21 protein-coding genes are annotated in these 24,802 nt (G+C 30.4%); 10 read left to right on the forward strand and 11 right to left on the reverse strand.

What is annotated here, in order from left to right; all coding sequences use genetic code 11:
• Complete coding sequence (locus KA468_RS04025; protein ID WP_291241648.1) at positions 1-684, forward strand: HAD family hydrolase; 684 nt, start codon at positions 1-3, stop codon at positions 682-684.
• A complete protein-coding gene (locus tag KA468_RS04030) occupies positions 684-1,307 on the forward strand; it encodes a chloramphenicol acetyltransferase (RefSeq protein ID WP_291241649.1) in 624 nt (207 codons plus the stop codon). The genes KA468_RS04025 and KA468_RS04030 overlap by 1 nt, the downstream gene beginning before the upstream one ends.
• Positions 1,308-1,345: 38 nt before the next feature.
• Here KA468_RS04030 and KA468_RS04035 read toward each other — a convergent pair whose 3' ends face one another.
• The 3 genes from KA468_RS04035 to ssb (KA468_RS04045) all read right to left on the reverse strand — a co-directional run bounded on the left by KA468_RS04035 (position 1,346) and on the right by ssb (KA468_RS04045) (position 2,596).
• A complete protein-coding gene (locus KA468_RS04035; protein WP_291241650.1) occupies positions 1,346-1,783 on the reverse strand; it encodes an HRDC domain-containing protein in 438 nt (145 codons plus the stop codon).
• Between the two features lie 7 nt (positions 1,784-1,790).
• A complete protein-coding gene (gene ssb, locus KA468_RS04040) occupies positions 1,791-2,114 on the reverse strand; it encodes a single-stranded DNA-binding protein (protein ID WP_291241651.1) in 324 nt (107 codons plus the stop codon).
• A gap of 161 nt (positions 2,115-2,275) precedes the next feature.
• A complete protein-coding gene (ssb, locus tag KA468_RS04045; protein WP_291241652.1) occupies positions 2,276-2,596 on the reverse strand; it encodes a single-stranded DNA-binding protein in 321 nt (106 codons plus the stop codon).
• A 231-nt stretch (positions 2,597-2,827) separates the two neighbouring features.
• Between ssb (KA468_RS04045) and KA468_RS04050 the strand changes: the two genes are divergently transcribed.
• Together KA468_RS04050 and KA468_RS04055 are read left to right on the forward strand one after the other, a co-directional pair.
• Entirely contained in the window at positions 2,828-3,172 is a 345-nt protein-coding gene (locus tag KA468_RS04050; RefSeq protein WP_291241653.1) for a hypothetical protein, read from the forward strand.
• A gap of 1 nt (position 3,173) precedes the next feature.
• Positions 3,174-3,992, forward strand: a complete 819-nt coding sequence (locus KA468_RS04055) for an SDR family NAD(P)-dependent oxidoreductase (RefSeq protein WP_291241654.1) — start codon at positions 3,174-3,176, stop codon at positions 3,990-3,992.
• A gap of 5 nt (positions 3,993-3,997) precedes the next feature.
• Here the strand turns inward: KA468_RS04055 and KA468_RS04060 are convergent, their stop codons facing one another.
• From KA468_RS04060 to KA468_RS04070, 3 genes are all read right to left on the reverse strand, one after another.
• Positions 3,998-4,573, reverse strand: a complete 576-nt coding sequence (locus KA468_RS04060; protein ID WP_291241655.1) for a hypothetical protein — start codon at positions 4,571-4,573, stop codon at positions 3,998-4,000.
• Positions 4,574-4,646: 73 nt separating this feature from the next.
• The gene (locus KA468_RS04065; protein WP_291241656.1) at positions 4,647-5,567 is read right to left on the reverse strand and encodes a GYDIA family GHMP kinase; all 921 of its coding nucleotides are present in this window, start codon (positions 5,565-5,567) and stop codon (positions 4,647-4,649) included.
• Positions 5,568-5,595: 28 nt separating this feature from the next.
• Positions 5,596-6,900 (reverse strand): hydroxymethylglutaryl-CoA reductase, degradative, encoded by a 1,305-nt coding sequence (locus tag KA468_RS04070; RefSeq protein WP_291241657.1) that lies wholly within the window; start codon positions 6,898-6,900, stop codon positions 5,596-5,598.
• A gap of 135 nt (positions 6,901-7,035) precedes the next feature.
• Here KA468_RS04070 and KA468_RS04075 point away from each other — a divergent pair, with 135 nt between their 5' ends.
• From KA468_RS04075 to KA468_RS04095, 5 genes are all read left to right on the forward strand, one after another.
• Positions 7,036-9,207, forward strand: coding sequence for a S9 family peptidase (locus tag KA468_RS04075; RefSeq protein WP_291241658.1), 2,172 nt, complete (start codon positions 7,036-7,038; stop codon positions 9,205-9,207).
• A 29-nt stretch (positions 9,208-9,236) separates the two neighbouring features.
• Positions 9,237-10,946 carry a peptide MFS transporter gene (locus tag KA468_RS04080; protein ID WP_291241659.1) on the forward strand — a complete coding sequence of 570 codons (1,710 nt, stop codon included), beginning with the start codon at positions 9,237-9,239 and terminating at the stop codon, positions 10,944-10,946.
• 80 nt (positions 10,947-11,026) lie between these two features.
• Positions 11,027-12,685 carry a peptide MFS transporter gene (locus KA468_RS04085; RefSeq protein ID WP_291241660.1) on the forward strand — a complete coding sequence of 553 codons (1,659 nt, stop codon included), beginning with the start codon at positions 11,027-11,029 and terminating at the stop codon, positions 12,683-12,685.
• Positions 12,685-14,187, forward strand: coding sequence for a peptide MFS transporter (locus tag KA468_RS04090; RefSeq protein WP_291241661.1), 1,503 nt, complete (start codon positions 12,685-12,687; stop codon positions 14,185-14,187). The genes KA468_RS04085 and KA468_RS04090 overlap by 1 nt, the downstream gene beginning before the upstream one ends.
• Positions 14,188-14,243: 56 nt before the next feature.
• A complete protein-coding gene (locus KA468_RS04095; protein WP_291241662.1) occupies positions 14,244-14,705 on the forward strand; it encodes a thioredoxin fold domain-containing protein in 462 nt (153 codons plus the stop codon).
• Positions 14,706-14,709: 4 nt separating this feature from the next.
• On the opposite strand, the gene KA468_RS04100 is transcribed toward KA468_RS04095, so the two are convergent.
• From KA468_RS04100 to KA468_RS04115, 4 genes are all read right to left on the reverse strand, one after another.
• Positions 14,710-16,719 (reverse strand): ComEC/Rec2 family competence protein, encoded by a 2,010-nt coding sequence (locus tag KA468_RS04100; protein WP_291241663.1) that lies wholly within the window; start codon positions 16,717-16,719, stop codon positions 14,710-14,712.
• A 79-nt stretch (positions 16,720-16,798) separates the two neighbouring features.
• Positions 16,799-17,470: a C40 family peptidase gene (locus KA468_RS04105; protein ID WP_291241664.1), complete on the reverse strand. Its 672-nt coding sequence runs from the start codon at positions 17,468-17,470 to the stop codon at positions 16,799-16,801.
• 33 nt (positions 17,471-17,503) lie between these two features.
• The gene (gene lpxB, locus KA468_RS04110) at positions 17,504-18,619 is read right to left on the reverse strand and encodes a lipid-A-disaccharide synthase (RefSeq protein ID WP_291241665.1); all 1,116 of its coding nucleotides are present in this window, start codon (positions 18,617-18,619) and stop codon (positions 17,504-17,506) included.
• A 33-nt stretch (positions 18,620-18,652) separates the two neighbouring features.
• Positions 18,653-19,966 carry a serine hydrolase gene (locus KA468_RS04115; RefSeq protein ID WP_291241666.1) on the reverse strand — a complete coding sequence of 438 codons (1,314 nt, stop codon included), beginning with the start codon at positions 19,964-19,966 and terminating at the stop codon, positions 18,653-18,655.
• A 99-nt stretch (positions 19,967-20,065) separates the two neighbouring features.
• On the opposite strand from KA468_RS04115, the gene KA468_RS04120 reads away from it, so the two are divergent.
• Positions 20,066-23,473: a hypothetical protein gene (locus KA468_RS04120; RefSeq protein WP_291241667.1), complete on the forward strand. Its 3,408-nt coding sequence runs from the start codon at positions 20,066-20,068 to the stop codon at positions 23,471-23,473.
• A 136-nt stretch (positions 23,474-23,609) separates the two neighbouring features.
• On the opposite strand, the gene KA468_RS04125 is transcribed toward KA468_RS04120, so the two are convergent.
• The coding region (locus KA468_RS04125; protein WP_291241668.1) for a DUF6029 family protein at positions 23,610-24,802 on the reverse strand (1,193 nt) is incomplete at its 5' end.

The following is a 24,802-nucleotide window of genomic DNA, read 5'->3' on the forward strand; positions in this document are numbered from 1 at the left end:
ATGAATTTAAAAACAATCGCATTTGATGCAGACGACACCCTTTGGCACAACGAACCCTATTTCGATGAGGTACAACAACGCTTTTGTGTCTTGTTTCAAGATTATGCGTCGCATCAAGAAATTTTAGGGTTAATTTTAAATCATCAAGTCAATAATTTGCCGTTATATGGTTTTGGAATTAAAGCATTTACATTATCGATGATTGAAACGGCTTTGGAATTGACTAATCATCAAATTTCGGGTAAAGGAATAGAGCAAATTTTAGCCATTGGAAAAGATTTATTGCAAAAACCAGTGGAATTACTTCCTAACATCACCGAAGTTTTAGAACAATTGCAAGGAAAATACAAATTGGTCGTAGCCACAAAAGGCGATTTAAAAGACCAACATAGAAAATTACACGATTCAGGAATTGGTGCTTTTTTTCATCATATTGAAGTGATGAGCGACAAAACCGAATTGGATTACGAAAAAATGTTAGCCCGTTTAGATTGCCAAGCAGATGATTTTTTAATGATTGGCAATTCGTTAAAATCCGATGTTTTACCCGTATTAAATTTGGGCGGACACGCCATTCATATTCCGTATCACACAACATGGGAATATGAAAAAATAGATTTTGAAATTCAGCATAACAACTTTAAATCGGTTACCCAAATAACTGAAATTTTAACATTAGTGTAATGAAGCAAAAAATTGACATCACTACTTGGAACCGAAAAGAGCACTTTGAATTTTTTAGCAAATTTGAAGAACCTTTTTTTGGAACTACTATCCAATTTGATTGTACAAAAGCCTATCATAAAGCTAAAGAATTAGGCGTAAGTTTTTTTGTATATTATTTACACAAAACTATAGTTGCCGTAAATAAAATTGAAAATTTTAGGTACCGAATAGAAAATGATAATGTCTATCTTTTTGATAAAATTAACGCGTCTGCTACTATTTTACGTGACGATAAAACATTTGGTTTTTCAGAAATAGAATACGATGAAAAACTAAGTAATTTTGAATCTAATTTTATTAAAGAGTCAAGTAGAGTGCAAAACACAACTGGACTTTTCACAAGAGAATATAATGAAAACATTATTCATTTTTCGGCTTTACCTTGGGTGAATTTCACTTCAATTTCACATTCAAGAGATTTTTCAATACCTGATAGTTGTCCAAAATTTTCATTTGGAAAAATGACAGATGAAAACGGAGTGAAAAAAATTCCAATGGCAGTTTATGTGCATCACGGATTAATAGACGGATATCATTTAGGTTTGTTTTTTGAAGAATTCGAACAGTTAATGAATGAATAAGAAGAGCACCATTAAGCACTCTTCTTATCTTTCAAAATTTAAACGGCATTCAAAATCGCTAAAATATCTTCGCCAAATTTGTCTGCTTTTTGTTTTCCAAAACCTTTAATCTGTTGTAATTCGTCTAAATTACTCGGCTTATATAATGCTAAATCAATTAATTCAGAATTATGACAAATCATAAATTTTTTCTGATTTAGTTTTTCTGATTTTTCAGTTCTCCATTGATTTAAGTACCCGTAAACTTGTTTGTCCTTCGGAAGTAAATCTTCGTACGACTTTCGTTCTAATCGTATAGGTTTCTCCTGTTGCTCAGTTTCATGATGAACAATAACAGACCAATGCGCCGGGTCGCTTTCCAAAAATTGGGTGCTGGATTTTTTAAATATAACTGTTTCTAAAAAAGTATTTAATGTTTGTTGATCTTGCTCTAAAAATGCAGGATCTATTCGGATAGAAAATACACTAACTTGCATAACAAACTTATTTACCGATTAACAAAATTTCATTTGCAATTACTTCTGTGATGTAGCGTTTGTTTCCGTCTTTGTCGTCGTAACTTCTGTGGGTTAGTTTGCCTTCAATGGCAATTTCTTTTCCTTTGGTTACATATTTTTCAATAATTTCTGCTGTTTTTCCCCAAGCCGTCACACGGTGCCATTGCATTTGTTCTACTTTATCACCATTTTCTCGATAATATACTTCATTTGTAGCGATGTTGATGTTTGCTAATTTTCTTCCTCCTTCAAGGTTTTTGATTTCTGGTTCTTGACCCACATTTCCGATTAATTGTACTGAATTTTTCATAAGGCTTATATGTTTAATTGTTTATTTATTTCGCGTTTCGTTAAGTTTTAGCTTAGGAAAAACGCTTGTTTTATGGCGTGTAAAATTTAATTTTTTGTTATTTAATTTTTTGAAACGCAGATTTAATAAATATAAAAAATCTTAGCGTTGAAATGTAATTGTTATTTGCTTAATAAAACCAACTCGTTCGCGACAACTTCTGTAATAAATCGTTTGTTGCCGTCTTTGTCATCGTAGCTTCTATGTGTTAATTTGCCTTCTATAGCTACGTGACACCCTTTAGTGATTAATTTTTCAGCAATTTCAGCTGTTTTCCCCCAGGCAGAAATTCGATGCCATTCGGTTTGTTCCACTTTTTCACCTTTAGCGTTGGTGTAATTTTCATTCGTTGCGATGGTAAAATTGGCAACTTTTCCTGATTCTAAGTTTTTGATTTCTGGTTCTTGTCCTACGTGTCCGATTAATTGTACTCTGTTTTTCATGGCGTGTAAATATTTAATGTTAATATAAATTAAAATTTGTTTATCGACTGAACTCGTTGTTTCATTTCGACAGTGCAAAGTTGTGGTAAGAAAAAAAGTTTATTCGGTTATTATTCATTTAAAATCGATTGTAATTGTTTGTTGTCGTTTGTGAATGGAAAATAAAAAATCTAAAAGCATTCAATATTTCTATTTTTTTACTACTTTTATTGGACCTCAAATAAAAATATTATGAATAAAACGTGTTTAGAATGTCAAGATAAAATTGTAGGAAGAGAAGATAAAAAGTTTTGCAGCGATGGTTGCCGAAACGCCTACAACAATAAAATGAATAAAGATCAAACCAATTTAATGCGAAATATAAACAACAATTTGCGCAAAAATTATCGAATTTTAACCGAATTAAACCCAGAAGAAAAAACCAAAACAACCAAAAATAAATTAATTAGTAAAGGTTTTGATTTTGAATTAATTACTTCAATTTACACCACAAAAACTGGAAATGTTTATTATTTTGTGTACGACCAAGGTTATTTGGCAGTGGAAAATGAAAGTTATGTATTAGTAAAAAAATAAAATGAAAGTATCTATATTAGGTTGCGGCTGGTTAGGTTTCCCTTTAGCTAAAAAATTAATTGAAATTGGTTTTGAAGTAAAAGGCTCTACCACTACTGAAAATAAATTAGCTGTTTTGAAATCAAATAAAATAGCACCTTATTTATTGGAGCTTTCTGAAACTAAAATTAGCGAATGTATTTCTGATTTTTTGTACAATTCTGACATTTTAATTATTGATATTCCTCCAGGGCTGAGAAAAATTACAGAAGCTACTTCTGAAAAAACGTTTGTAGCTAAAATTGAACATTTGATTCCTTTTATTGAAAATTCAACTGTAAAAAAAGTCATTTTTATTAGTTCTACATCAGTATATGCTGACACTTCTCCTATTTCAACCGTTACAGAAGAAAGTATTTTGCACCCGGATTCAGAAAGCGGAAAACAATTGGTGGAAGTTGAAAATTTGTTACGAAATAATTCTAATTTTCAAACCACAATAATTCGTTTTGGTGGTTTAATTGGAGAAGAAAGAAACATAGTAAAAATGTTAACTGGAAAAACCAATGTTGCCAATCCAGATGCACCAATAAACTTAATTCATCAACAAGATTGTATTGAAATTATTTGCGAAATACTAAAACAAAACTGTTGGAATGAAACTTTCAATGCCGTCGCACCCAACCATCCGACAAGGAAAAACTATTACACCGAAAAAGCTAAACAGTTCCATTTGACTGCTCCATTATTTAATGAAAATGAAACTAATTTTGGGAAAATTGTTTCCAGTGAAAAATTAGAAACAATTTTAGGTTATAGATTTAGGAAATTTGAATTATAATCAAACTAATTTTTCATTAAAATAATCCATTTCCAATCAGCAGGATTTCCTACTCCAACACTTGGTGTATATAAATATAAATGTACTACTCCTGTAGGATTTGAGATTAAATACTGTCTCACTTTTACCAAGTTTTGCACAGCCATCCAAACCTGATTGTAGTTATTAGATAAATTAGATTGTGGTAAAATATGATTGAAGCTTGTTGATGGAAAAACAATGTCAGCTGTTAATACTGCCTCAAATTGATTGGCCGTAAGCATATTTTGTGGATGATGAATTTGTCCTAAACCCATCCAAATAATATCACCATCAAAAAGAATTTGATTAATTTCATCATATTTCAACTTAATATTTCCAAAATCAACGGCTGGAATAGATTGATGTGAAATAGTAAATGAATTTGAATTTTCGGTATACGTAGTTTCTTTACCGCCCTGAAACGTATTTGTTAAATAATCTACTTTTAATAGTAAAACTTTATTAGGTTCATTTGTAGTTTCAGTAACAGGTGCATTTTCTTCTGTACAAGATGAAAATAATGAAACGAAAATAAATAAAATAAAAAGTAACTTTTTCATAAAATTATTTTTTTGATATAAATGCTTATTAATGAATTACATATGTAAAAATAATGATTTTTTATTAAATAAATTAAACTAAAATCATTTCATCATACGTTAAAATAGTTTCGTATCCTTTAAATTGAAAATAATGAATTGGGTTTTCTTTTGAGAGTACCATAACGAAGTCGCCGCCCCAAGCGCCTAAACTTTTTATGGTGCCTTTAAAATCGGAAAATAAACGCTCTTTTACGGTTTCTAATTCTAAAATATCGCTTAATATAATTTCGTGATGCGATAGTAAATCTATGGTTGTTTCTAAATTTGGCGAAAGAAGCATTCTATTCGTAATCTCAGAAATAGTTGCTGTTTTTTTGGTTAAAAACTGTTGCTTATTCATATAATTTTGAATCGCGTGACGGCTATTTTGTTTTTTATTTAAATATACAAAATAAATATTTTCCTTATATTTCGGATAAAAATCAACAACCTCAACAATGGGTTTCTCGTTTTCATCTAATTGATACGTAATTGGAAAATTATTACTGGCGCAAGCTATATCATAACCGCTACCACCAAAACTTTTCCTCAGTAATTCAAACGCATCAATTTGTAACCATTGTGCAATATTATTTATTAAAGTAGAAGATGTACCTAAGCCCCAATTTCTTGGAAATGTGACTTCTGTTTCAATGACATATCCCGTTTCCGACGTTAAAAAATTTGGATTTTGAAGATGGGCTTGATGTAAAATTTCAACTAAAGTATGTTTTATGAGATGTTCTTCTTGAAAATTTTTAGCTGTAAGAATTTCCTCAAAAGTGAATTCAGTTTCAAACCAAACACTCTTGTCAGCATCCAAACTGGTCCAAAATATTTTTTTTTCTGCACACGAAGCAACGCGTAAATATTGACCAAATTTCGTTGGCAAGGCTAAAGCTTTGGCACCATTTAAGACCAAATATTCTCCAGTAATTAGAAGTTTTCCGTTAGAATAATAAGTTTCATTCATATTTTTAACCTTAGGTCTCGCGAGGGTTTTACTTAATTCTTAAACTCTCTAAAAAATCCACCACTAAATTATGTGAAACCGTTTGATTTTCAATATGTGCTATAACTAGTTGTTTCTCTTCTTTTGTAGCTTGGTGCTGATTTAAGATATTATTCAAATGCATTTTCATATGTCCTTGTTGAATTCCTGAAGTGGTTAATGAGCGTAATGCGGCAAAATTTTGAGCCAATCCAGCAACAGCTACAATCTGCATTAATTCCGTTGCAGAGGGATTACCTAACATTTCTAAAGAAAATTTGACTAATGGATGTAAATTAGTTAAACCGCCAACAGTTCCTAATGCTAAAGGCACTTCCAAACAAAAAGTAAATATTCCGTTTTCTATTTTAGCGTGAGACAAACTTGTGTAGCTTCCATTTTTACTTGCATATGCGTGAACACCAGCTTCTACAGCACGAAAATCGTTACCTGTTGCTAAAACCACCGCATCAATTCCGTTCATAATGCCTTTATTATGCGTTACAGCTCTGTATGGCTCTACTTCTGCGATTTTTACAGCGGTTAAAAACTTTTCTGCAAATTCACTTGACGTGATGTTGGCATCTTCATTAAGTTCCGAAATAGGGCAAGAAACTTCAGCACGAACAACACAATTTGGTACAAAATTGCTCAAAATACTCATTACAATTTGAATCGATTGGATTCCAAATTCTTCTGATTTGTTTTTTAATATTTTCGCAAATTGTTCTAAACAAGAATTAATAAAATTAGCACCCATACTATCTTTAGTCTGAAAAGTAGCATGCAATTGGTAATAATTTTCTAACGCTGCCGTTTTATCTATTAGTTGAATATCTGAAATTCCGCCACCACGCTTTTGCATATTTTTGGTAATTCCTTCCGATTCAGAAAGTAAAAAAGGCTTTACAAAATTGAAATATTCAATAAGCTTTTGTTTGTCACCTTCATACAAAAAATGAACTTGACCAATTTTTTCTGTGCCTAAAATTGTGGTTTTAAATCCACCTCGAGATCCCCAAAATTTTGCGGCTTTACTTGCGGCTGCTACAACAGAGCTTTCTTCAATAGCCATAGGAATGGTATAGTTTTTACCATTAATTTTAAAATTTGGAGCGACACCTAACGGCAAATAAAAATTTGTTAAGGTGTTTTCAATAAATTCGTCGTGTAGTTTTTGAAGTGACGCATCAGAATTTTGATAGCATTGTAATACGGCAATAGCTTCTTTTGGATTAGAGAAATGCTTTTCAGCGATCCAATTTATCTTTTCTTCTTTAGTTAGTTTTGAAAAACTAGTAGTATTTAGTGCCATTAATTTCGGATTGATTGACAAAGATAATAAAAGTAATTTTTAAAAAAATAAAACTTAGAAAGTAAAAAATTCAATATTTATTAGGAATATGTCGTAAATTTTCACTAAAATTGGAGGTTTTTACAATCAAAAAATATGAGAAATTTTATAAGTATTCTATTATTGTTACTAACCACTTCAATATCAGTTGTTGGGCAACAAAAATTAACTTTAGAAGAAATTTGGGGCGGCGCGTTTAGAACAAAAGGCATGGACGAATTGAATGCCATGAAAAACACCAATCAATATACTGTTTTGAATTTTGATAGAAATTCTAAAACTACTCAAATTGATTTGTTTGATTATGCTACTTTAAATAAAGTTGCAACCCTTATTGATACGAAAGATTTTGCGGCATTAACTTCTATTGATAGTTACACATTTGATCAGGCAGAGAAAAAAATATTAATAGCAACAAATACCGAATCGGTATTTAGACGTTCATTTACAGCAAATTATTTTGTTTATGATATTGCATCTAAAAAATTATCAAAATTTACCGATAAAGCAATTCAAGAACCAACTTTTTCATCAGATGGAACTAAAGTTGCTTATGTTTTCGAAAACAATTTGTATGTTTTTGATTTACTTTTAAATAAAGAATTTCAAATTACAACAGATGGTAAGAAAAACAGTATCATTAACGGAATTACTGATTGGGTTTACGAAGAAGAGTTTGCTTTTGTAAGGGCTTTCGATTGGAATGCTGACGGAACTAAAATAGCCTTTATTCGTTTTGATGAAACGGATGTTCCAGAATTTTCAATGGATATGTACAACCAAGGTTTGTATCCCACACAAGCTGTTTTTAAATACCCAAAAGCAGGAGAAAAAAACGCAACCGTTTCGTTACATATTTATGACGTAACTGCAGAAAAAACGCAAAAAATTGATTTAAGTACTTATTCTGATTTTTATATTGCAAGATTAAAATGGACAAATGATTCAAATGTTTTAAGTGCGCAAGTAATCAATCGCCACCAAGATAATTTAGATGTTATATTTGTTGATGGAAATTCGGGAACTAAAAAAGTAATTTTAAACGAAAAAGACAAAGCTTACGTCGATGTTACGGACAACTTAACCTTTTTGAAAGATAATAGTTTTATTTGGACTTCAGAAAAAGACGGTTTCAATCATATTTATTATTATGACAAAACCGGAAAGTTGAAAAACCAAGTTACAAAAGGAAATTGGGATGTAACCGCTTATTATGGATTTGATGAAAAAAACAAAACAATTTATTATCAATCTGTAGAAAACGGTTCCATAAATAGAGATGTATATTCCATTTCAATTGACGGAAAAGCTAAAAAAAGACTGTCCTTAAAAACAGGAACAAACAACGCCACTTTTAGTCCAAATTTTCAATATTTCATCAATACCTATTCAAGTGCTACTTCAGCGCCTTACTATTCTTTAAACGATTCAAAAACCACTCAAGTGATTAAGAAAATTCAATCTAACGAAGCGGTTGAAGAAAAATTAGCAAAATACAACGTGGTACCTAAAGTGTTTTCAACCATCACTACAGAAAAAGGACATGTTTTAAACACTTGGATGATTAAACCAAAAGATTTTGATCCGAATAAAAAATATCCTGTTTTTATGTTTCAATATTCGGGACCAGGTTCGCAACAGGTAGATAATGCTTGGAACGGAACAGACGATTATTGGTTTATGATGTTGGCACAAAAAGGCTACATTGTAGCTTGTGTTGACGGAAGAGGAACTGGTTTTAAAGGGGCAGAATTTAAAAAATGTACACAAAAAGAATTAGGAAAATATGAAGTAGAAGACCAAATTGATGCTGCCAAAGTTTTTGGAAAATACACTTTTGTTGACAAATCGAGAATTGGAATTTTCGGATGGTCGTTTGGTGGTTTTATGGCGGCTAATTGTGTTTTTCAAGGCGCAGATGTTTTCAAATCTGCTATTGCAGTTGCACCTGTAACGTCTTGGAGATATTACGACAGCATTTACACCGAAAGATACATGCAAACCCCACAAGAAAACGCAAGTGGTTATGATAACAATTCGCCAATTTCACATGTAAATAAATTGAAAGGAAACTTTTTATTAATTCATGGTACGGCTGATGACAATGTGCATGTTCAAAACACCATGAAAATGGTAGAAGCTTTAGTACAAGCCAACAAACAATTTGACTGGGCCATTTACCCAGATAAAAATCACGGGATTTATGGTGGAAAAACCCGTTTACAATTGTACACCAAAATGACCAACTTTATTTTAGAAAAACTATAAACTAACCAATATTACTAAATAAATTAATTATGAGCGAAACAGTTAAACAAGGACATCCAAAGGGGCTTTGGGTATTATTTGGAACCGAAATGTGGGAACGATTCAATTTCTATGGAATGCGAGCGTTGTTAGCACTATTTATGGTAAATTCTTTAAAATATTTAGAAGCAGATTCATCTATATTTTATGGTGGTTTTTTAGCATTATGTTACTTAACTCCAATGTTAGGAGGATTTGTAGCAGATAGATTTTTAGGTAATAGAAATTGTATTTTAATTGGAGGTTTACTTATGGGACTGGGCCAATTATTTTTATTTTTTAGTGCTTCAATATTTGATGGAAATTTAGAGTTTGCAAAAACCATGATGTGGTTGGGACTTTTTGTTATTATTTTTGGTAATGGATTTTTCAAACCAAATATTTCTTCAATGGTGGGAAGTTTGTATCCAAAACAAGAAAAAAGTAAGTTAGATACAGCCTTTACAATTTTCTATATGGGAATTAATTTAGGAGCTTTTTTAGGTCAATTTATTTGTCCTATTGTTGGTGATGTAAAAGTAGATGGCGTACAAGATCCATTTGCATTTAAATGGGGGTTTTTAGCAGCATCAATAGCCATGTTTATTGGTACATTTGTATTTTTTGTGTTAAAAAACAAATATGTTGTAACACCTGAAGGAAGACCAATTGGTGGTTTACCAAAGTACAATACAGCTGAGGATTTTGAAGAAGGTGAAACGCAAACTGCAAATTTTAAAGGAAATTCAATGGGTATTGCAGTGGCTTTATTTATTGGTTTATTTTTTATTTTCAGATATCTTTTAGTTGGCGAATTTGGTATTACAAATTTTGAGATGGGTAAATTAGTAAAAGGACTTATATATCCATTTATTTATTCTGCTGGGGTTGCATTGGCTTATTTAATTATGACTTCCGCAGAAAATAAAGTTGAAAGACAAAGAATTTGGGTAATTTATATTGTTTCGTTTTTTATCATTTTCTTTTGGGCAGCTTTTGAACAAGCAGGTTCTTCTCTAACTTTTATTGCTTCTAACCAGACAGATAGAAATTTCTTCGGATGGGATATGCCAGCATCAATGGTGCAAATTTTTAATGGTTTATTCGTTGTAATAATGGCTGTACCTTTTAGTATGTTATGGGATAAACTTAGAGCAAAAGGAAAAGAACCAGTATCGCCATTAAAACAAGCATTTGGATTATTTTTAATTGCTATTAGTTATTTTATCATTGCACATAATGTTAAAGATTTAGGAAATAGTGGTTTATTAGCTATTCATTGGTTAATTCTTTTATATTTAATTCAAACAGCGGGAGAGTTATGTTTATCTCCAATTGGTCTTTCATTAGTTGGAAAGTTAGCACCAAAACGTTTTGCTTCTTTGTTATATGGCGTATTTTTTATTGCTAATGCTGCGGGTTATGCGCTTGCAGGTACCTTAGGAGCAATAATGCCAGCAACTGGTGATAAATTTGAAAAAGCATCAAAATTAGGTGTTAATTTACAAGACGTTTTAGATAAGAAAATAACATTATCTGCTGAACAAGCAGCCTTGTTGACTAAGGAACAGATTGGAATTGAAAACCCTATTTTTGCTGGGTTTGAAATTCATAATTTATATGAGTTTTTTATGGTATTTGTTGTTCTTTGTGGAGTTGCTGGTTTAATATTAGCATTAATTTCTCCAAAATTGAAAAAAATGATGCACGGCATTAACTAATTATATTATAAAATATTTTTTATATCTTTCAAGCCTGTAACATTGTTGCAGGCTTTTTTTAATTATTAAAACAAAATAGTATGTGGAAATCACACCCAAAGGCATTGCCTTATTTATTCTTATCTGAAATGTGGGAACGTTTTGGCTATTATTTAATGATTGGAATTTTTACACTTTATCTTAAAGATGTAGAATCAGGATTTGCCTTAACTGAAAAAGAAGCCTCCGATTTGTATGGAACATTTATCGCATTGGTATTTTTAACTCCGTTTATTGGAGGACTTGTAGCTGATAGATATTGGGGATATAAAAAATCAATAGTCATTGGAGGTTTGATGATGGGTGTAGGTTATTTATTAATGGGAATACACAATATTACTATGCTTTATGTAGCCATGACGCTTGTAATTATTGGAAATGGATTTTTTAAACCAAATATTTCCACGCTTTTAGGAAATTTCTATTCTGAAGATCAGTACAAAGACAAAAAAGATGAAGGGTATAATATTTTCTATATGGGAATTAATGTTGGTGCTTTCATTTGTAACTTTTTTGGAGCTGCATTACAAATTCTATTAGGCTGGCAATATGCGTTTATGGCAGCTGGAGTTGGAATGTTCATTGGTGTTATTGTTTTCCTATTAGGAACAAAACATTATGGAAACAAAACCGATAAAAAAGGAACACAAGAAGGCGATATGCCATTTTATAAAATTGTTTTATTTATTTTATTACCCTCTGCTGTATTTGGAGTAATTGGTTGGTTATTAAAAGGCGTAGCTTCTGACACTAACTTAAATAGTTCCATTTTTGGTTCGGATAGTACAGACGCCTTTATATTTGCTTGTATTCCTGTTATCTTTTTCTATGGGAGCCTATATTTTAAAGCAAAAGCAGAAGACAAAAGGCCAATTGGAGCTTTATTAACCATATTTGCTGTAGTAATTTTATTTTGGGCGGTTTTTAAACTAAATGGTTCGGCGCTTACCACTTGGGCAGACAGATATACAGATAGAGAAATCACAGGAACAACCAAATCTGTTTTCAATACGCTTAAATTATCTAAAGAAATAGAGTATAAAAAAGATTCAACAGAATTATATGATGCCAGTTTTCGAATTCAAAAACTAAATGGGGAAGTTCAAAAAACAGTGGATTACCCAATATACTTTAGAAATGTAGCAAAAGAAAAACTACCTAAAGAAGAAGCTAAAGTTTCAATATGGGCAACTAATTTAAGCCAATCGATTAATCCAGGATGGGTCATTATTTTAACCCCATTAGTTGTCGCATTTTTTACATTTTTACGTGGTAGAAAAAAAGAACCATCAACACCTACAAAAATTGCTTTTGGATTATTAATTTCTGCTTTATCCGTTTTAGTAATGATTGCAGCAGTTAATATGGGCGGAAACGGTTCTGAAAAAGTTAGTGTTTGGTGGCTTGTGGCAAATTACGGAATTATCACAATTGGAGAACTATTTCTAAGTCCGATGGGATTATCGGTTGTATCCAAATTAAGTCCAACAAATATAACATCATTAATGATGGGTGGATGGTTTTTATCTACTTCAATCGGAAATAAATTAAGTGGTGTTTTGGCAAGTTTATGGGACACGTACGATAACAAACAAGATTTCTTTTGGATTAATTTTGGGCTATTGATGTTTGCAACTCTATTGATGTTTGTTTTATTGAAACAATTAAATGCAGTAATGAAAGAAAAAGGAATAAACTAATGCAAACCATAGAAGAAATACAAAACTTTAAAGGCAAATACCCAAAACAATTGTGGTATTTGTTTTTCTCAGAAATGTGGGAACGCTTCTGTTTTTATGGAATGCGCGGGATGCTTGTAGTATTTATGGTCAATCATTTGTCTATGGATGAAGAAGTCGCCAATTTGCAATATGGTGCCACACAAGCTTGGGTATATGCTTTTACTTTTATAGGTGGTTTGTTTGCCGATAAAATTCTTGGTTTACGAAAATCACTTTTCTGGGGTGGGATTTTAATGATTATTGGAAGTGTCATCTTAGCCATTGATCCGAAAAGTCTATTTTTTACAGGAATTGGTTTTACAATCGTAGGTACAGGATTCTTTAAACCAAACATTTCATCAATGGTTGGGCAATTATATAAAGAGAACGATCCAAGACGTGATGCCGGATTTTCTTTTTTTTATATGGGTGTGAATTTAGGAGCTTTAATTGGAGGTTACATTTGTATCGCAGTTGCTGAAGGTTCCTTATGGCAATCGATTGTTCCAGAGCATTTAAGATGGAATGTAGGTTTTGGTTTTGCAGCTTTAGTAATGATTATAAGTTTACTGACGTTCACAAAAACGCAAAAAAGTTTAGCAAGTATAGGACTTTCTCCTTTAGAGCATCTTGAGGTATCAAGAAAAAAATTATTGGAAAACATAACTTATTTAGGTTCGATTTTAGTAATTCCAATAGTTATTATAATGGTTGGAAATACTGTTTATACTGATTATTTTATGTGTGCGATTGGACCTATTTCTATTTTATATTTACTATACGAAATGAGAAATTTTTCTTTAGTGGAAAATAAAAAATTATTTGCCGCTTTAGTATTTATCCTTTTTTCAATTGTCTTCTGGGCTTTTTTCGAACAAAGTGGTGGCTCCTTAAGTTTATTTGCTGCAAACAATTTAAATAATACTGTAGCTGGTGTAGAATTAAGTCCAAATGGGGTGAATAATTCCGCAAATTCCTTCTTTGTAATTGCTTTTGCGGCTTTAGTAGGATTGGTATGGCTTTGGCTATCTAAAAGAAAAATAGAACCTAATACAATTATAAAATTTGGATTAGCCTTTTTATTTTTAGCAGGTGGTTTCTGGATTTTCTATTATACTAAGTTTTTTGCAGATGCATCAGGTAGAACGTCTTTAGACTTATTTACCTTCGGATGGTTTATAATTACTTTTGGTGAATTATGTTTATCACCTATCGGAATGAGTGCTATGACGAAGTTATCTCCACAAAAAACACAGGCTGTAATTATGGGAATGTGGTTTTTAGCGAGTGCTTATGGACAATATTTTGCAGGAATTTTAGGTGCTAATATTGCAAAGGCTTCAAAAAATGCTACTAATTTAGAAAAACTTAATACCTATGCAGATGGTTATTATCAACTAACCATTTATGCGTTAATTGCTGGTTTGGTTTTGATTTTAATTTCACCATTTGTGAAAAAATTAATGCAAGATGTAAAGTAACTTGCTATTTTAGGCATACAATTTGTATATATTTGTAAAATAATTTTATTGAAAACATGAAAAAAATAATTTTAGTATTCACTTTTATAATTAGTGGATTTATTGCTCAAAGTCAGGAATTAAAGTGGTACACAGATGTATCTATTGCTACCGATTTATCTATTAAAGAAAACAAACCAATGTTTTTGTTTTTTACAGGATCAGATTGGTGTGGCTGGTGTATACGTTTACAAAAAGAAGTTTTTAAAACCCCAGAATTTGTAAAATGGGCAACTGATAATGTCATTTTGGTAGAATTAGACTTCCCAAGAAAAAATGAACAATCGGAAGCTATTAAAGCACAAAATGCACAATTACAACAGCAATTACAAGTTAGAGGCTATCCGACGGTTTGGTTTGTAAGTGCTACTAAAACGGCAGAATCAAAAGTAAATTTAAACGCACTTGGAAGTACAGGATATGTTGCTGGTGGTCCACAAGTTTGGCTTGAAGGTGCAAATAAAATTATCAAAAAGTAAGAATTCATTTCAATCTATAAAATCCCTTTTCAGCTGTGGCGTGAAAAGGGATTTTTTCTTGCTCACAAGTGGTCTTCCAGAGTTGAATGTAACTTTTATAATTAGAACCATCAGCTATTATTTGTTCGGGTTTAATGGTTGAAATTAAACGATTCAAATTAATTTTTGGCGATTGTATTAGTATTACAATTTCTGGTTTTTGTTTGGTAGTATACACACCTAAACTATCAATACAAAGAATTTTTTTGTTAAAACTATATACATTTTTAATAGGTTCAATTCGATACTTTTTAACAAATTTCCCTCTTGTATACGCTTCTATTGAAGATTTAGAATTAGCCAAATCGTCGGTATAAAATACAGATTCGTTATTTTTTGTTTCAACAAACAGCGAATTTTTCATACTATTAAAAACGCCAAATTCATTATTATTTTTTTCAGAAGAATTAAGAAAAAAATAGCCCAACTGAAAAATCAAAACGGAAAATAAAATTGGTTTTAAATTTTTAATTTTTGAAAAATAAACGAAATAAAGAACTGTTGCAATAATTAAATATAACAACAAAACTAACACTTCATGAAAAGCAATATTTTTAATAATAAAAACATCGAATTTTACAATCCAAGCTGTAAAAGCGTTCATTAGTTCAATTAAAAAATTGATTAAAATAATCAAATAAACCGCCAACTTCGGAAACAAAAAATTGAAAGGAATTAATGCCAATCCTAAAATTAAAATAAGGCTTGAAAGCGGAATCGCAATTAAATTAGCCAATAAAAACAATAAAGGAAATTGTCCAAAATAATACAATATTAGAGGTAAAACACCAATTTGAGCAACTAACGAAATAAGCAGTAATTCTTTGGTTTTTAAAATAATTAAATTTTTAGAATAACTGTATTTTCTAACTAAAGGCTGAAAAATTACAATACTTGAAACGGCGGCAAAACTCAATTGAAATCCAACATCAAAAAGATAATTCGGATTAAATACTAACAACAGTAAAGCGGAAACGGCTAACGAATTATAAATATTAGATTGGCGGTTTATCATTTTGGCGAAAGCTACTACTGAAAACATAACCGCTGCGCGTACAATTGAAGCAGAAAATCCAGCTAAAATAGCATAAAACCACAAGATACATATCGAAATAAGAAAGATATACAATTTCCCTTTTTTGAAACGTAGCAATGGTTTAGTAAGCCAAAGTACAATTCCGTAAATTAATGCAATATGTAGTCCTGAAATGGCTAAAATATGAATAATTCCAGCTTGTGTATATTTGGTGCTAATTTCTTTAGACAACTCAGTTTTTTCACCAAAAAGTAATGCCATTAATAGATTGTAATTGTCTTTTTTAAAGCTTTTTACATCATAACTTTTTAATAATTTAGACTTAATTAAATTGATATAATAATAAAAATTTGTGTCTGTTGAAACTTTAATTGTATTTGTCTCTTTGATTTTAATTTCATAAAAAACATTCTGATTATTTAAATATTTAGAATAATTAAACTGATTTGGATTTAACGCGTTTTGAAGTAATTTTGGTGTTTCAAAAACCTTTATTTTGTTTCCAACCTCTATTTCTATTTTCTGTTTTTTTGGGACATAAAGCAGTATTTTACCGATACAATTTTGCCCGTTAATGTGTTTTGCCTTTAAAATAAATTTATCATAATACGTTGTTGATTTTAACTTTTCAGAAACTACACCTTGAACAATATTTTTTTCTGAAATAAAATTAGAAATATGGGTTTTCGAATGTATTTGAACATTGAAATAATTTGAAAGAACACCTAAATTTAAACACAAAAGCACTACAAAACTTTCAAAAAACAAAGAATTTAATTTCTTTTTAGTATTCAGAAAATATCCAATAGAAAAACAAATTACATTTAAAATCAGTCCAATTAAAATATAAAATAACGGAATGGAAAAGTAATATTGAATTACAATTCCAATACTAAAGCCACCAAGTATAGGGACAATTGGAAATTTAATAAATTTCATTAGTTAGTAGGTTTGTTTACTATAGAAAAACAATTTGGGATTATTTTTCAGTAAAAAATGTAGAAATAGTTTGCTGTAATTATTCCAAAATTCTATTTACTCCAACAAAAGTTCTTGCATAATAGCTTTCTGAAGTAGAAGAATACACTACTCCACTACTTGTTGAGGAATGAATAAATTTAATTACACCGTCTGTATTTTCTGTTACTATTCCAACGTGACTAATGTAGCTGCCATTGGTTTTAAAAAAAATTAAATCGCCAGGTTTAGCGTCTTTTTTTAATATACGTTTTCCAATTTGAGCCATTTCTGCCGAATTTCTTGGCAATGTAATATCAAATTGGTTAAGCGTGTAGGTAACAAAACCAGAACAATCAAAACCAGCTGGAGTTGAACCTCCTCCTCTATATGGCGAGCCCAAACTTTCTGCAGCAACATTAAGAATTTGTTGCTTTATATAATCTGAAACCTCAAATGTTGGTGTAAAATCTTGTGGCGTTTCTTCTTCCACAACTACTTTAATTTTGGATTGTTCTATACTATCTTGTGCCGCTTTTTGTTTCGCTTTTTCAATCGCTTTTATTTCTTTTTTTGTTGGTTTAGACGGTTTTTCTAATCCTGTTTTTTCTGTAAAAGTATAACTTCCTGTTTTTTGAGCCACTTGTTTGGAAGTAACAATTGTAGGCTTTTGCAAGGATTTACAACTATATAAAAAAATAGTTAGTAGGAAAATATAAATTGATTTTTTCATGATTTGGGGTTTTATGAAGTATAAATTTACAAATTAATTTTTAATAGAAGAAATTATACCATTCGCGGTTTTTTCACTTGCGCCTTTTCCTCCTAATTTTTGTTCTAAAATTTCGTATTCATTTTGAATAATTTCTCTGGATTTTCCTGATAAAATTTTGTGTAATTCGATTTCTAAATTAGTGGTATTTAACTCATTTTGAATTAATTCTTTTACCACTTCTTTGTCCATTATTAAATTAACTAATGAAATAAACTTTAGTGTAATAATTCGTTTTGCAATTTCATAAGAAATTTTATTGGCTTTGTAACACACAATTTGTGGCACTTTAAACAATGCTGTTTCTAAAGTGGCTGTTCCCGAGGTTACTAAAGCAGCGTGAGAAACGCTTAATAAATCGTACGTTTTATTACTTACAAATTTTACGTTTTCTGTAGTCAAAAATGTTTTGTAAAATTGATATTCTTGACTTGGTGCACCAGCAATTACAAATTGATATTCTGGAAATTTAGCTACAACCGAAATCATAATGGAAAGCATTTTTTCAATTTCTTGCTTTCTACTTCCTGGTAACAAAGCAATTATAGGTTGATTTGTTAAATTATTTTCTTTTGTAAATTGTTCAAAATTGATTTGCTTTCTATCGAAAATGGCATCAATTAAAGGATGACCTACAAATTCAACTGGAAAATTATGTTTTTTCTCGTAAAAGTCTTTTTCAAAAGGCAAAATCACGTACATTTTATCAACATCACGCTTGATGTCTTTGATGCGATTTTCTTTCCAAGCCCAAATTTGAGGGGAAATATAATACTGATTTTGAATGCCTAATTTCTTAGCCCATTTCGCAATTCGCATATTAAATCCCGGGTAATCAATATAAATTATTGTGTCGGGCTGAAAGGATAAAATATCTTTTTTACAAACAGAAATATTACCTAAAATGGTTCGTAAGTTCATAATCACTTCGGCAAAACCCATAAATGCTAGTTCGCGGTAGTGTTTTACTAAAGTGCCACCCACATTTTGCATTAAATCGCCACCCCAAAAACGAATTTCTGCAGTTGGATCTTTTGCTAAAATGGCTTTCATTAAGTTGGAACCGTGTAAATCGCCAGATGCTTCGCCCGCTATTATGTAATATTTCATTTTGATCAATTAATTGGCTAAGATAAAATATTTCTATTCTTTAGTGAAATTAAATTTTTTGCCACCTTGTTTTAAGATGAAACTTGTACTTGAAGTAAATTCCATTTCAATTCCGGCTGGAGCAAAAACAAAAACATCATCTTTTGAGAAAGTTAATGGAAAACTCGGTTGTCCTGTAGCTTGAGCTAATAAATTGCCTTCTTTTTCAAAAACTGTAATTTTTAAAGGAATATCTTTTGAGGCAAAAGTTCCAGAGTACTTTTTAATCAATTCTGTATCTAATTTTTTAAAATTTGGAAATGGATAAGGCAACTTATAATAAATACTTAAAATCCCAATCATAATGTCGTTTTGACTATAATTTTCACCGTTTACAATTAAAGAAATTGACAAATCGTCTTTTTCATAATAGCCCATTGACGATTCAAAACCTTCTATTTTACCGTTATGACCATAAAACTTTCTTTCTCCAAAAGGAAAACGAATTAATGCCATTCCGTATGTATCCTTTAATGTTTTCATTAGTTCTAATGAAGCTGGAGTAACTAAATTCCCCTTAAAAAGGGAATGAATAAATTTAGTTAAATCTTCAGGAGTTGAAATAATTCCACCTGAAGAAAAAGCAATATCGTTATTCCATTCGTCAATTTTATCCCAATATTCGCCATTAAATGTGTAGGAATAACTTTCTCTTTTAGTTACGTCTGTTTTTTCGTTAGTGTAATAGGTGTTTTTTAACTCTAATTTGTCTGAAATTCTTGTTTTTAAATTTTCTGCAAAGGACTTTTTAGTTACTTTTTCGATAATTAATCCTAAAATAAAGTAATTAGAATTACTGTATTCGTGTTGAGAATCGGGTTCAAACATAGAAGAATAATTTTCTATTTTCTTTAGAATTAACTCTTTCGTATTTGGTTTGCCCAAAACATCTGTTAATGTAGCATCAGCATTTGCATAGTCTTTTATACCAGTGCGTTGGTACAGTAAATGTTCTACGGTAATTTTATCAGATTGGTCAATTTTTGGAAAAAATCGATTTAATTTAGTCGTTAACACAATCTTTTTTTCTTCCACTAATTGCATTATCATAGTAGCAGTAAACGTTTTAGATATAGATCCAATTTTATATTTCGTTGCTCCATTGGCACGCAGTCCTTTAGTCGCTTCAGAAAAACCATAGGCTTGTTTAAAAACAACTTCATCGCCTTGTCGAATACAAAGCGAACCCATAAATTTATCATTTTCATACAAATAGTTTAATAAACTGTCAATTCTTGCAAAACGGATTTCTTGAGCAAATGTGCTTAATGAAAGAAATAAAAATAAAATAGAAAGAGATTTTTTCATTGTGATGTAAGTTGTTATTTATTGTCAAAATTAAGCAAATTGAATGGTATACAAAAATCGAAATTTTCACGTTTATACAAATATCAGTACTTTTACCGTATGTATAAACAAATTATTTGTCTTTTATTGTTTTGTTTTGTTTCTGTTGGCTTTGGTCAAGAGAAAAACAACGCTTTCAAAAGTAAAAAATTTGCGTATACAAATAAAGAAATTCTTATTGATACTTCTGCATTGAATCCAAATTCATTTAAAATTTTCAATGTAAATCAACAAGAAATTGACACCTCTTTTTATTCATTTAATTATCAAACTAAAAAATTAATTTTCAAAAAAATATTTCAAGATTCGGTACGAGTGCAATATTATCACTTACCAAATTTTTTAACCAAAACATATACTATTTACGACGAAAAAAAAATTGTCCCAAACGAAAATGGACGATTACTTACATTCTCAGAAAATACAAAAAAACAAATTCCAATTTTTAACGGCTTACAAACCAATGGAAGTATTTCTCGCGGATTTACAGTAGGAAACAACCAAAATACGGTTTTAAATTCCAATTTAGATTTACAAATTTCTGGGAAATTATCTGAAGATATTACATTAAAAGCATCCATTCAAGACAGTAATATTCCGTTGCAAGAAGGAGGTTATTCGCAAAAAATTGATGAATTTGATCAAATATTTATTGAACTATCATCTAAAAACTGGAACATAAGAGCGGGTGATTTGTTTTTAGAAAATAGAAAAACAAGCTTTTTAAATTTTAACAAAAAAGTACAGGGTCTTTCCTCGCATTTTAATTGGGGAAATACCAAAAAAAACGATTTGTTTTTTGCTGCTTCATTAGTTCGAGGACAATATGCAAAAAGTAATTTCACAGGACAAGAAGGGAATCAAGGACCTTACAAACTACGCGGAAATAATGGTGAATTATATGTGTTAATTATTTCTGGTTCAGAACGTGTTTATGTAAACGGAATTTTAAAAGAACGCGGCGAAAACAAAGATTATATTATAGATTATAACGCAGGAGAAATTATTTTTAACGCCACTTTTCCAATTACTTCCGAAATGCGTATTGTAATGGAATATCAATATTCGGATAGAAATTATACACGTTTTTTAAGTTATGGAGGTTTTCAGCACGAAAGTGACAAATTTAGCATTAGTGCCTATGTGTACAATGAAAATGATGTAAAAAACCAGCCATTACAACAAAGTTTATCTGAAAATCAAATACAAACTTTACAACTTGCTGGAGACGATGCAAACCTAATGAATGCCCCTTCTGCTTATGTAGATTCGTATTCGGAAAATAAGATACTCTATAAAAAAGCACAAGTAAACAACACCGAAATTTTTGTTTTTTCTACGGATGCCACACAAACGTTATACCAGGTAAAATTTACTTTTTTAGGAACTAATTCAGGAAATTACATTTTAGCCAGTAGCAATACAATTGGAAAAATCTACGAATATGTAGCACCAATTTCGGGTGTTCCGCAAGGAAGTTACGAACCAATTGTTAAGCTAATTGCACCAACTAAAATTCAAATTGCTACAATTGTCAGTTCTTTTTCACCAACAGAAAAAACAGAAATTGAAACCGAAATTGCCATTTCTAATCACGATAAAAATTTATTTTCAAACTTAGATGATGCGAATAACCAAGGAATTGCCACAAAATTAAATCTGAAACAGCAATTGTTTTCCAAAGGAATTCAGGTGCAATCTTTTGCTACTATTAATTACATTCAAGAGAATTTTAAACCCATTGAGCGATTGTATAATATTGAGTTTAATCGAGATTGGAACCTTACTAATCCATTAGGCAATCAGATGTTATTGGTGGGTGGAATACAATTTAATTCTGTTCAAAAAGATACAATGAAATGGAAAACATTTGGGAAATACCAATTTGAAAAATTAGAATATTCTACCAATTTTTCTGGAAATAAACACGCGTTTCAAACCTTTACAAAAAACAAAAATCTGGCACTTCAAACACAAATTAGTTTGATGGATAGTAAAAATAACTCAAGCACATCAAATTTTTTAAGAAGTCAAAATGTTGCTAAATATCATTTTAAGAAAAACTATGTGGGTGCTAATTTTAGATATGAAAACAATAAAGAAATAGCAAATGAAACCAAAATTCTGAGTAATTTTAGTCAACGATTTTCCGAATTTGGAAACTTTATTGGTCGTGGCGATTCAACAAAAGTATATGCGGAAATGGGGTATTTAATTCGGCAAAATGACAGTGTGAAAAATAATCTATTACAACGTGTTAACGCCTCTTTTTCAACTTATTTGAAATCGCAAATTATCAAAAACGATAGAAGAAATTTAGGTATATTCATTAATTATAGAACCTTAAAATTTGCTGATAATCGCGCTACAGAACCTTCTATAAATTCGCGAGTGAACTATTCTGATTCCTTTTTTAATCAGCTGATACAAACTACTACTTTTTATGAAAATAATTCGGGAAGTATTGCGCAACAAGAATTTACGTTTTTAGAAGTTGATGCCGGCCGAGGAATTTATATGTGGAACGATTATAACAATAACAACATTCAGGAACTACAAGAATTTGAAATTGCAACCTTTTCTGATTTGGCAAAATATGTGAAAATTTTTCTACCTAATCAAATATTTATAAGAACGTATCAAAACAAACTGAGTCAAACAATTACTTTTAACGGAAATGCTTGGCAAAATGAAATAGGATTTAAGAAATTCTTATCCAAATTTTACAATCAAACTTCTTTAATAATTGATAAAAAAATAACTCGAAATTCAAATACTTTTGAATGGAATCCTTTTTCAATTCCGAATAAAGATTTAATTGGTTTGAATACTAATTTTAGAAATAGTTTGTTTTTAAATAAAGGAAAACAGAAAAATTCAGTAACCTATACTTACAATTCAAGTGCGTTAAAAAACGTGTTGAATTTTGGAAGTCAAGAAAATTATATTAAAAGTCATCAGCTGCAATATGTGCATTTAGTTCAAAAATTCTGGTTATTTCAATTACAAACCAGTACTTCAAATTTAAAAAGCATTTCGGATAATTATGCAAGTAGAAATTTTAATATTAGTGGCTTAGAAATTGCTCCGAAAGTGTCCTATATTTTTAATAAAAACGCAAGTTGGGATGTTTTTTATGAAAATAATAGTAAAGAAAATACGATTGGTAATTTAGAACATTTAAAACAACAGCAATTTGGAACTTCTTTTAATTGGAATACAGAAAAAGGATTTTCATTAAACGGAATATTTACTTATATCAATAATAATTTTACCGGAAGCGCTTCTTCTCCAGTTGGTTTTCAATTATTAGAAGGGCTACAAAACGGAAAAAATACTACTTGGCAACTTTTGGTTCAGAAAAATATTACGCAATTTTTAGATGTTTCGGTAAATTATAACGGCCGTAAATCGGAAACCAGTAAAACGGTGCATACGGGTACGATTCAGTTGCGTGCGTTTTTCTAAAAATAGGTGTTCTGAAAAGTCCTGATTTTGTCATTCCGAATTTATTTCGGAATCTAAATAATTATTTATGGAAACTGAAACAAGTTCAGCTTGACAATACTTTTGAAATTACTTTTTAAAATTCTTTACTATTTTTTTAAAATGAGGTTGTAATTTGTAGCCCTAAACCAGTACTTGGTGGAACAAGTCGGCACACACCACCTGCACAAACCAAACCGCCACGTTGACGACCATAATTTAATGCCACACGCGTGCTTCCTACTTTATATGCAGTTCCAAAATTATAGAAATGGATATCAAATAAATCCGTTTCGCTTATGGTAAGCGTATTATGATCAAAACCATAATTGTACATATCCATAGCAAATATTGACCAGTTTTCATTGTGATTGTACTCTACACTTCCAGCCGCCCAATTTTTTCTATCATTATCTGCCCACATATGTTCTAAACCAAAAGTAATCGATTTTGTGTCAGATAATTGATACGTTGATTCTGAAAATACGATATGTGAATTAATAACATATTTATTAAAAATGCCTTTAATTTGTTGGTTGTTATAATACTGATTGATATACGTAAAAGCCGTTTTAAAATTTTTGGAAACCTTTTTCGTGATTTCAATATTATAATCTGAAAAATACTTCTCGTTAGCATTAAATAATTCTGCTTGATAATTTTGAATGTTTTCTCCGGCATTATTCGTATATCTGAATTTAGCTTTCAAATTAAACCAAGAAGAAACATTTAAATTGATTTTTGTTCCATATTTTCCTCCTAAAGCAGTGCCTTTTTTAAAGTCGTAGAAAAAATCAAATTGACCTCCAATTTCTCCAAATTTGTTTATCTGCGTAGATTCATCCATCACCACTTGAAATTGGGCTTGATACACATAAATATTGGCTAAGTTAGAATGATGTTGTTTGGTTAAACTTGGAACGAAGTTCAATATTTTGTCGTTATAATTTAAACTTGTACTTGAAAGTGTTGGATAATTATCTAAATTTCTTTGTGCTAACAATTGCATGTTTTCAACACGTCTTAAATTGGCATCAAAACCAATCCCTTTTTTAGAATATCCAAAATTAACTAACAATGCACTTCCTTCTTTTGCAAAATTGGTGTCCAAAACATTTTGTTTAATTATAGCGTCTCGCGATTTAAAAACATATTCCGTATTTACATAATAATTTTTGTATCCTAATTCAAATCGGTTTGAAAACAAATTAGTAAAAGCATTGAAATTTTGAACAGAAACTGGTAATTTTTCGTATCTACTAACAGCACTAAATCCGTATTTAAAATCGAACGATTCTATGTTTAAAAGTT

Source organism: Flavobacterium sp. (genome assembly GCF_017985075.1).
In the GTDB taxonomy this organism is placed as follows: Bacteria; Bacteroidota; Bacteroidia; order Flavobacteriales; family Flavobacteriaceae; genus Flavobacterium.

Bases quoted from the DNA above. Each gene is read 5' to 3' on its own strand.
- KA468_RS04085 (WP_291241660.1), top strand. From the start codon at position 11,027: ATGTGGAAATCACACCCAAAGGCATTGCCTTATTTATTCTTATCTGAA.
- ssb (WP_291241651.1), bottom strand. From the start codon at position 2,114: ATGAAAAATTCAGTACAATTAATCGGAAATGTGGGTCAAGAACCAGAA.
- KA468_RS04075 (WP_291241658.1), top strand. From the start codon at position 7,036: ATGAGAAATTTTATAAGTATTCTATTATTGTTACTAACCACTTCAATA.
- KA468_RS04115 (WP_291241666.1), bottom strand. From the start codon at position 19,966: ATGAAAAAATCTCTTTCTATTTTATTTTTATTTCTTTCATTAAGCACA.
- KA468_RS04050 (WP_291241653.1), top strand. From the start codon at position 2,828: ATGAATAAAACGTGTTTAGAATGTCAAGATAAAATTGTAGGAAGAGAA.
- KA468_RS04025 (WP_291241648.1), top strand. From the start codon at position 1: ATGAATTTAAAAACAATCGCATTTGATGCAGACGACACCCTTTGGCAC.
- KA468_RS04120 (WP_291241667.1), top strand. From the start codon at position 20,066: ATGTATAAACAAATTATTTGTCTTTTATTGTTTTGTTTTGTTTCTGTT.
- KA468_RS04080 (WP_291241659.1), top strand. From the start codon at position 9,237: ATGAGCGAAACAGTTAAACAAGGACATCCAAAGGGGCTTTGGGTATTA.
- KA468_RS04035 (WP_291241650.1), bottom strand. From the start codon at position 1,783: ATGCAAGTTAGTGTATTTTCTATCCGAATAGATCCTGCATTTTTAGAG.
- KA468_RS04055 (WP_291241654.1), top strand. From the start codon at position 3,174: ATGAAAGTATCTATATTAGGTTGCGGCTGGTTAGGTTTCCCTTTAGCT.
- KA468_RS04090 (WP_291241661.1), top strand. From the start codon at position 12,685: ATGCAAACCATAGAAGAAATACAAAACTTTAAAGGCAAATACCCAAAA.
- ssb (WP_291241652.1), bottom strand. From the start codon at position 2,596: ATGAAAAACAGAGTACAATTAATCGGACACGTAGGACAAGAACCAGAA.
- KA468_RS04030 (WP_291241649.1), top strand. From the start codon at position 684: ATGAAGCAAAAAATTGACATCACTACTTGGAACCGAAAAGAGCACTTT.
- KA468_RS04060 (WP_291241655.1), bottom strand. From the start codon at position 4,573: ATGAAAAAGTTACTTTTTATTTTATTTATTTTCGTTTCATTATTTTCA.
- KA468_RS04065 (WP_291241656.1), bottom strand. From the start codon at position 5,567: ATGAATGAAACTTATTATTCTAACGGAAAACTTCTAATTACTGGAGAA.
- KA468_RS04095 (WP_291241662.1), top strand. From the start codon at position 14,244: ATGAAAAAAATAATTTTAGTATTCACTTTTATAATTAGTGGATTTATT.
- KA468_RS04070 (WP_291241657.1), bottom strand. From the start codon at position 6,900: ATGGCACTAAATACTACTAGTTTTTCAAAACTAACTAAAGAAGAAAAG.
- lpxB (WP_291241665.1), bottom strand. From the start codon at position 18,619: ATGAAATATTACATAATAGCGGGCGAAGCATCTGGCGATTTACACGGT.
- KA468_RS04100 (WP_291241663.1), bottom strand. From the start codon at position 16,719: ATGAAATTTATTAAATTTCCAATTGTCCCTATACTTGGTGGCTTTAGT.
- KA468_RS04105 (WP_291241664.1), bottom strand. From the start codon at position 17,470: ATGAAAAAATCAATTTATATTTTCCTACTAACTATTTTTTTATATAGT.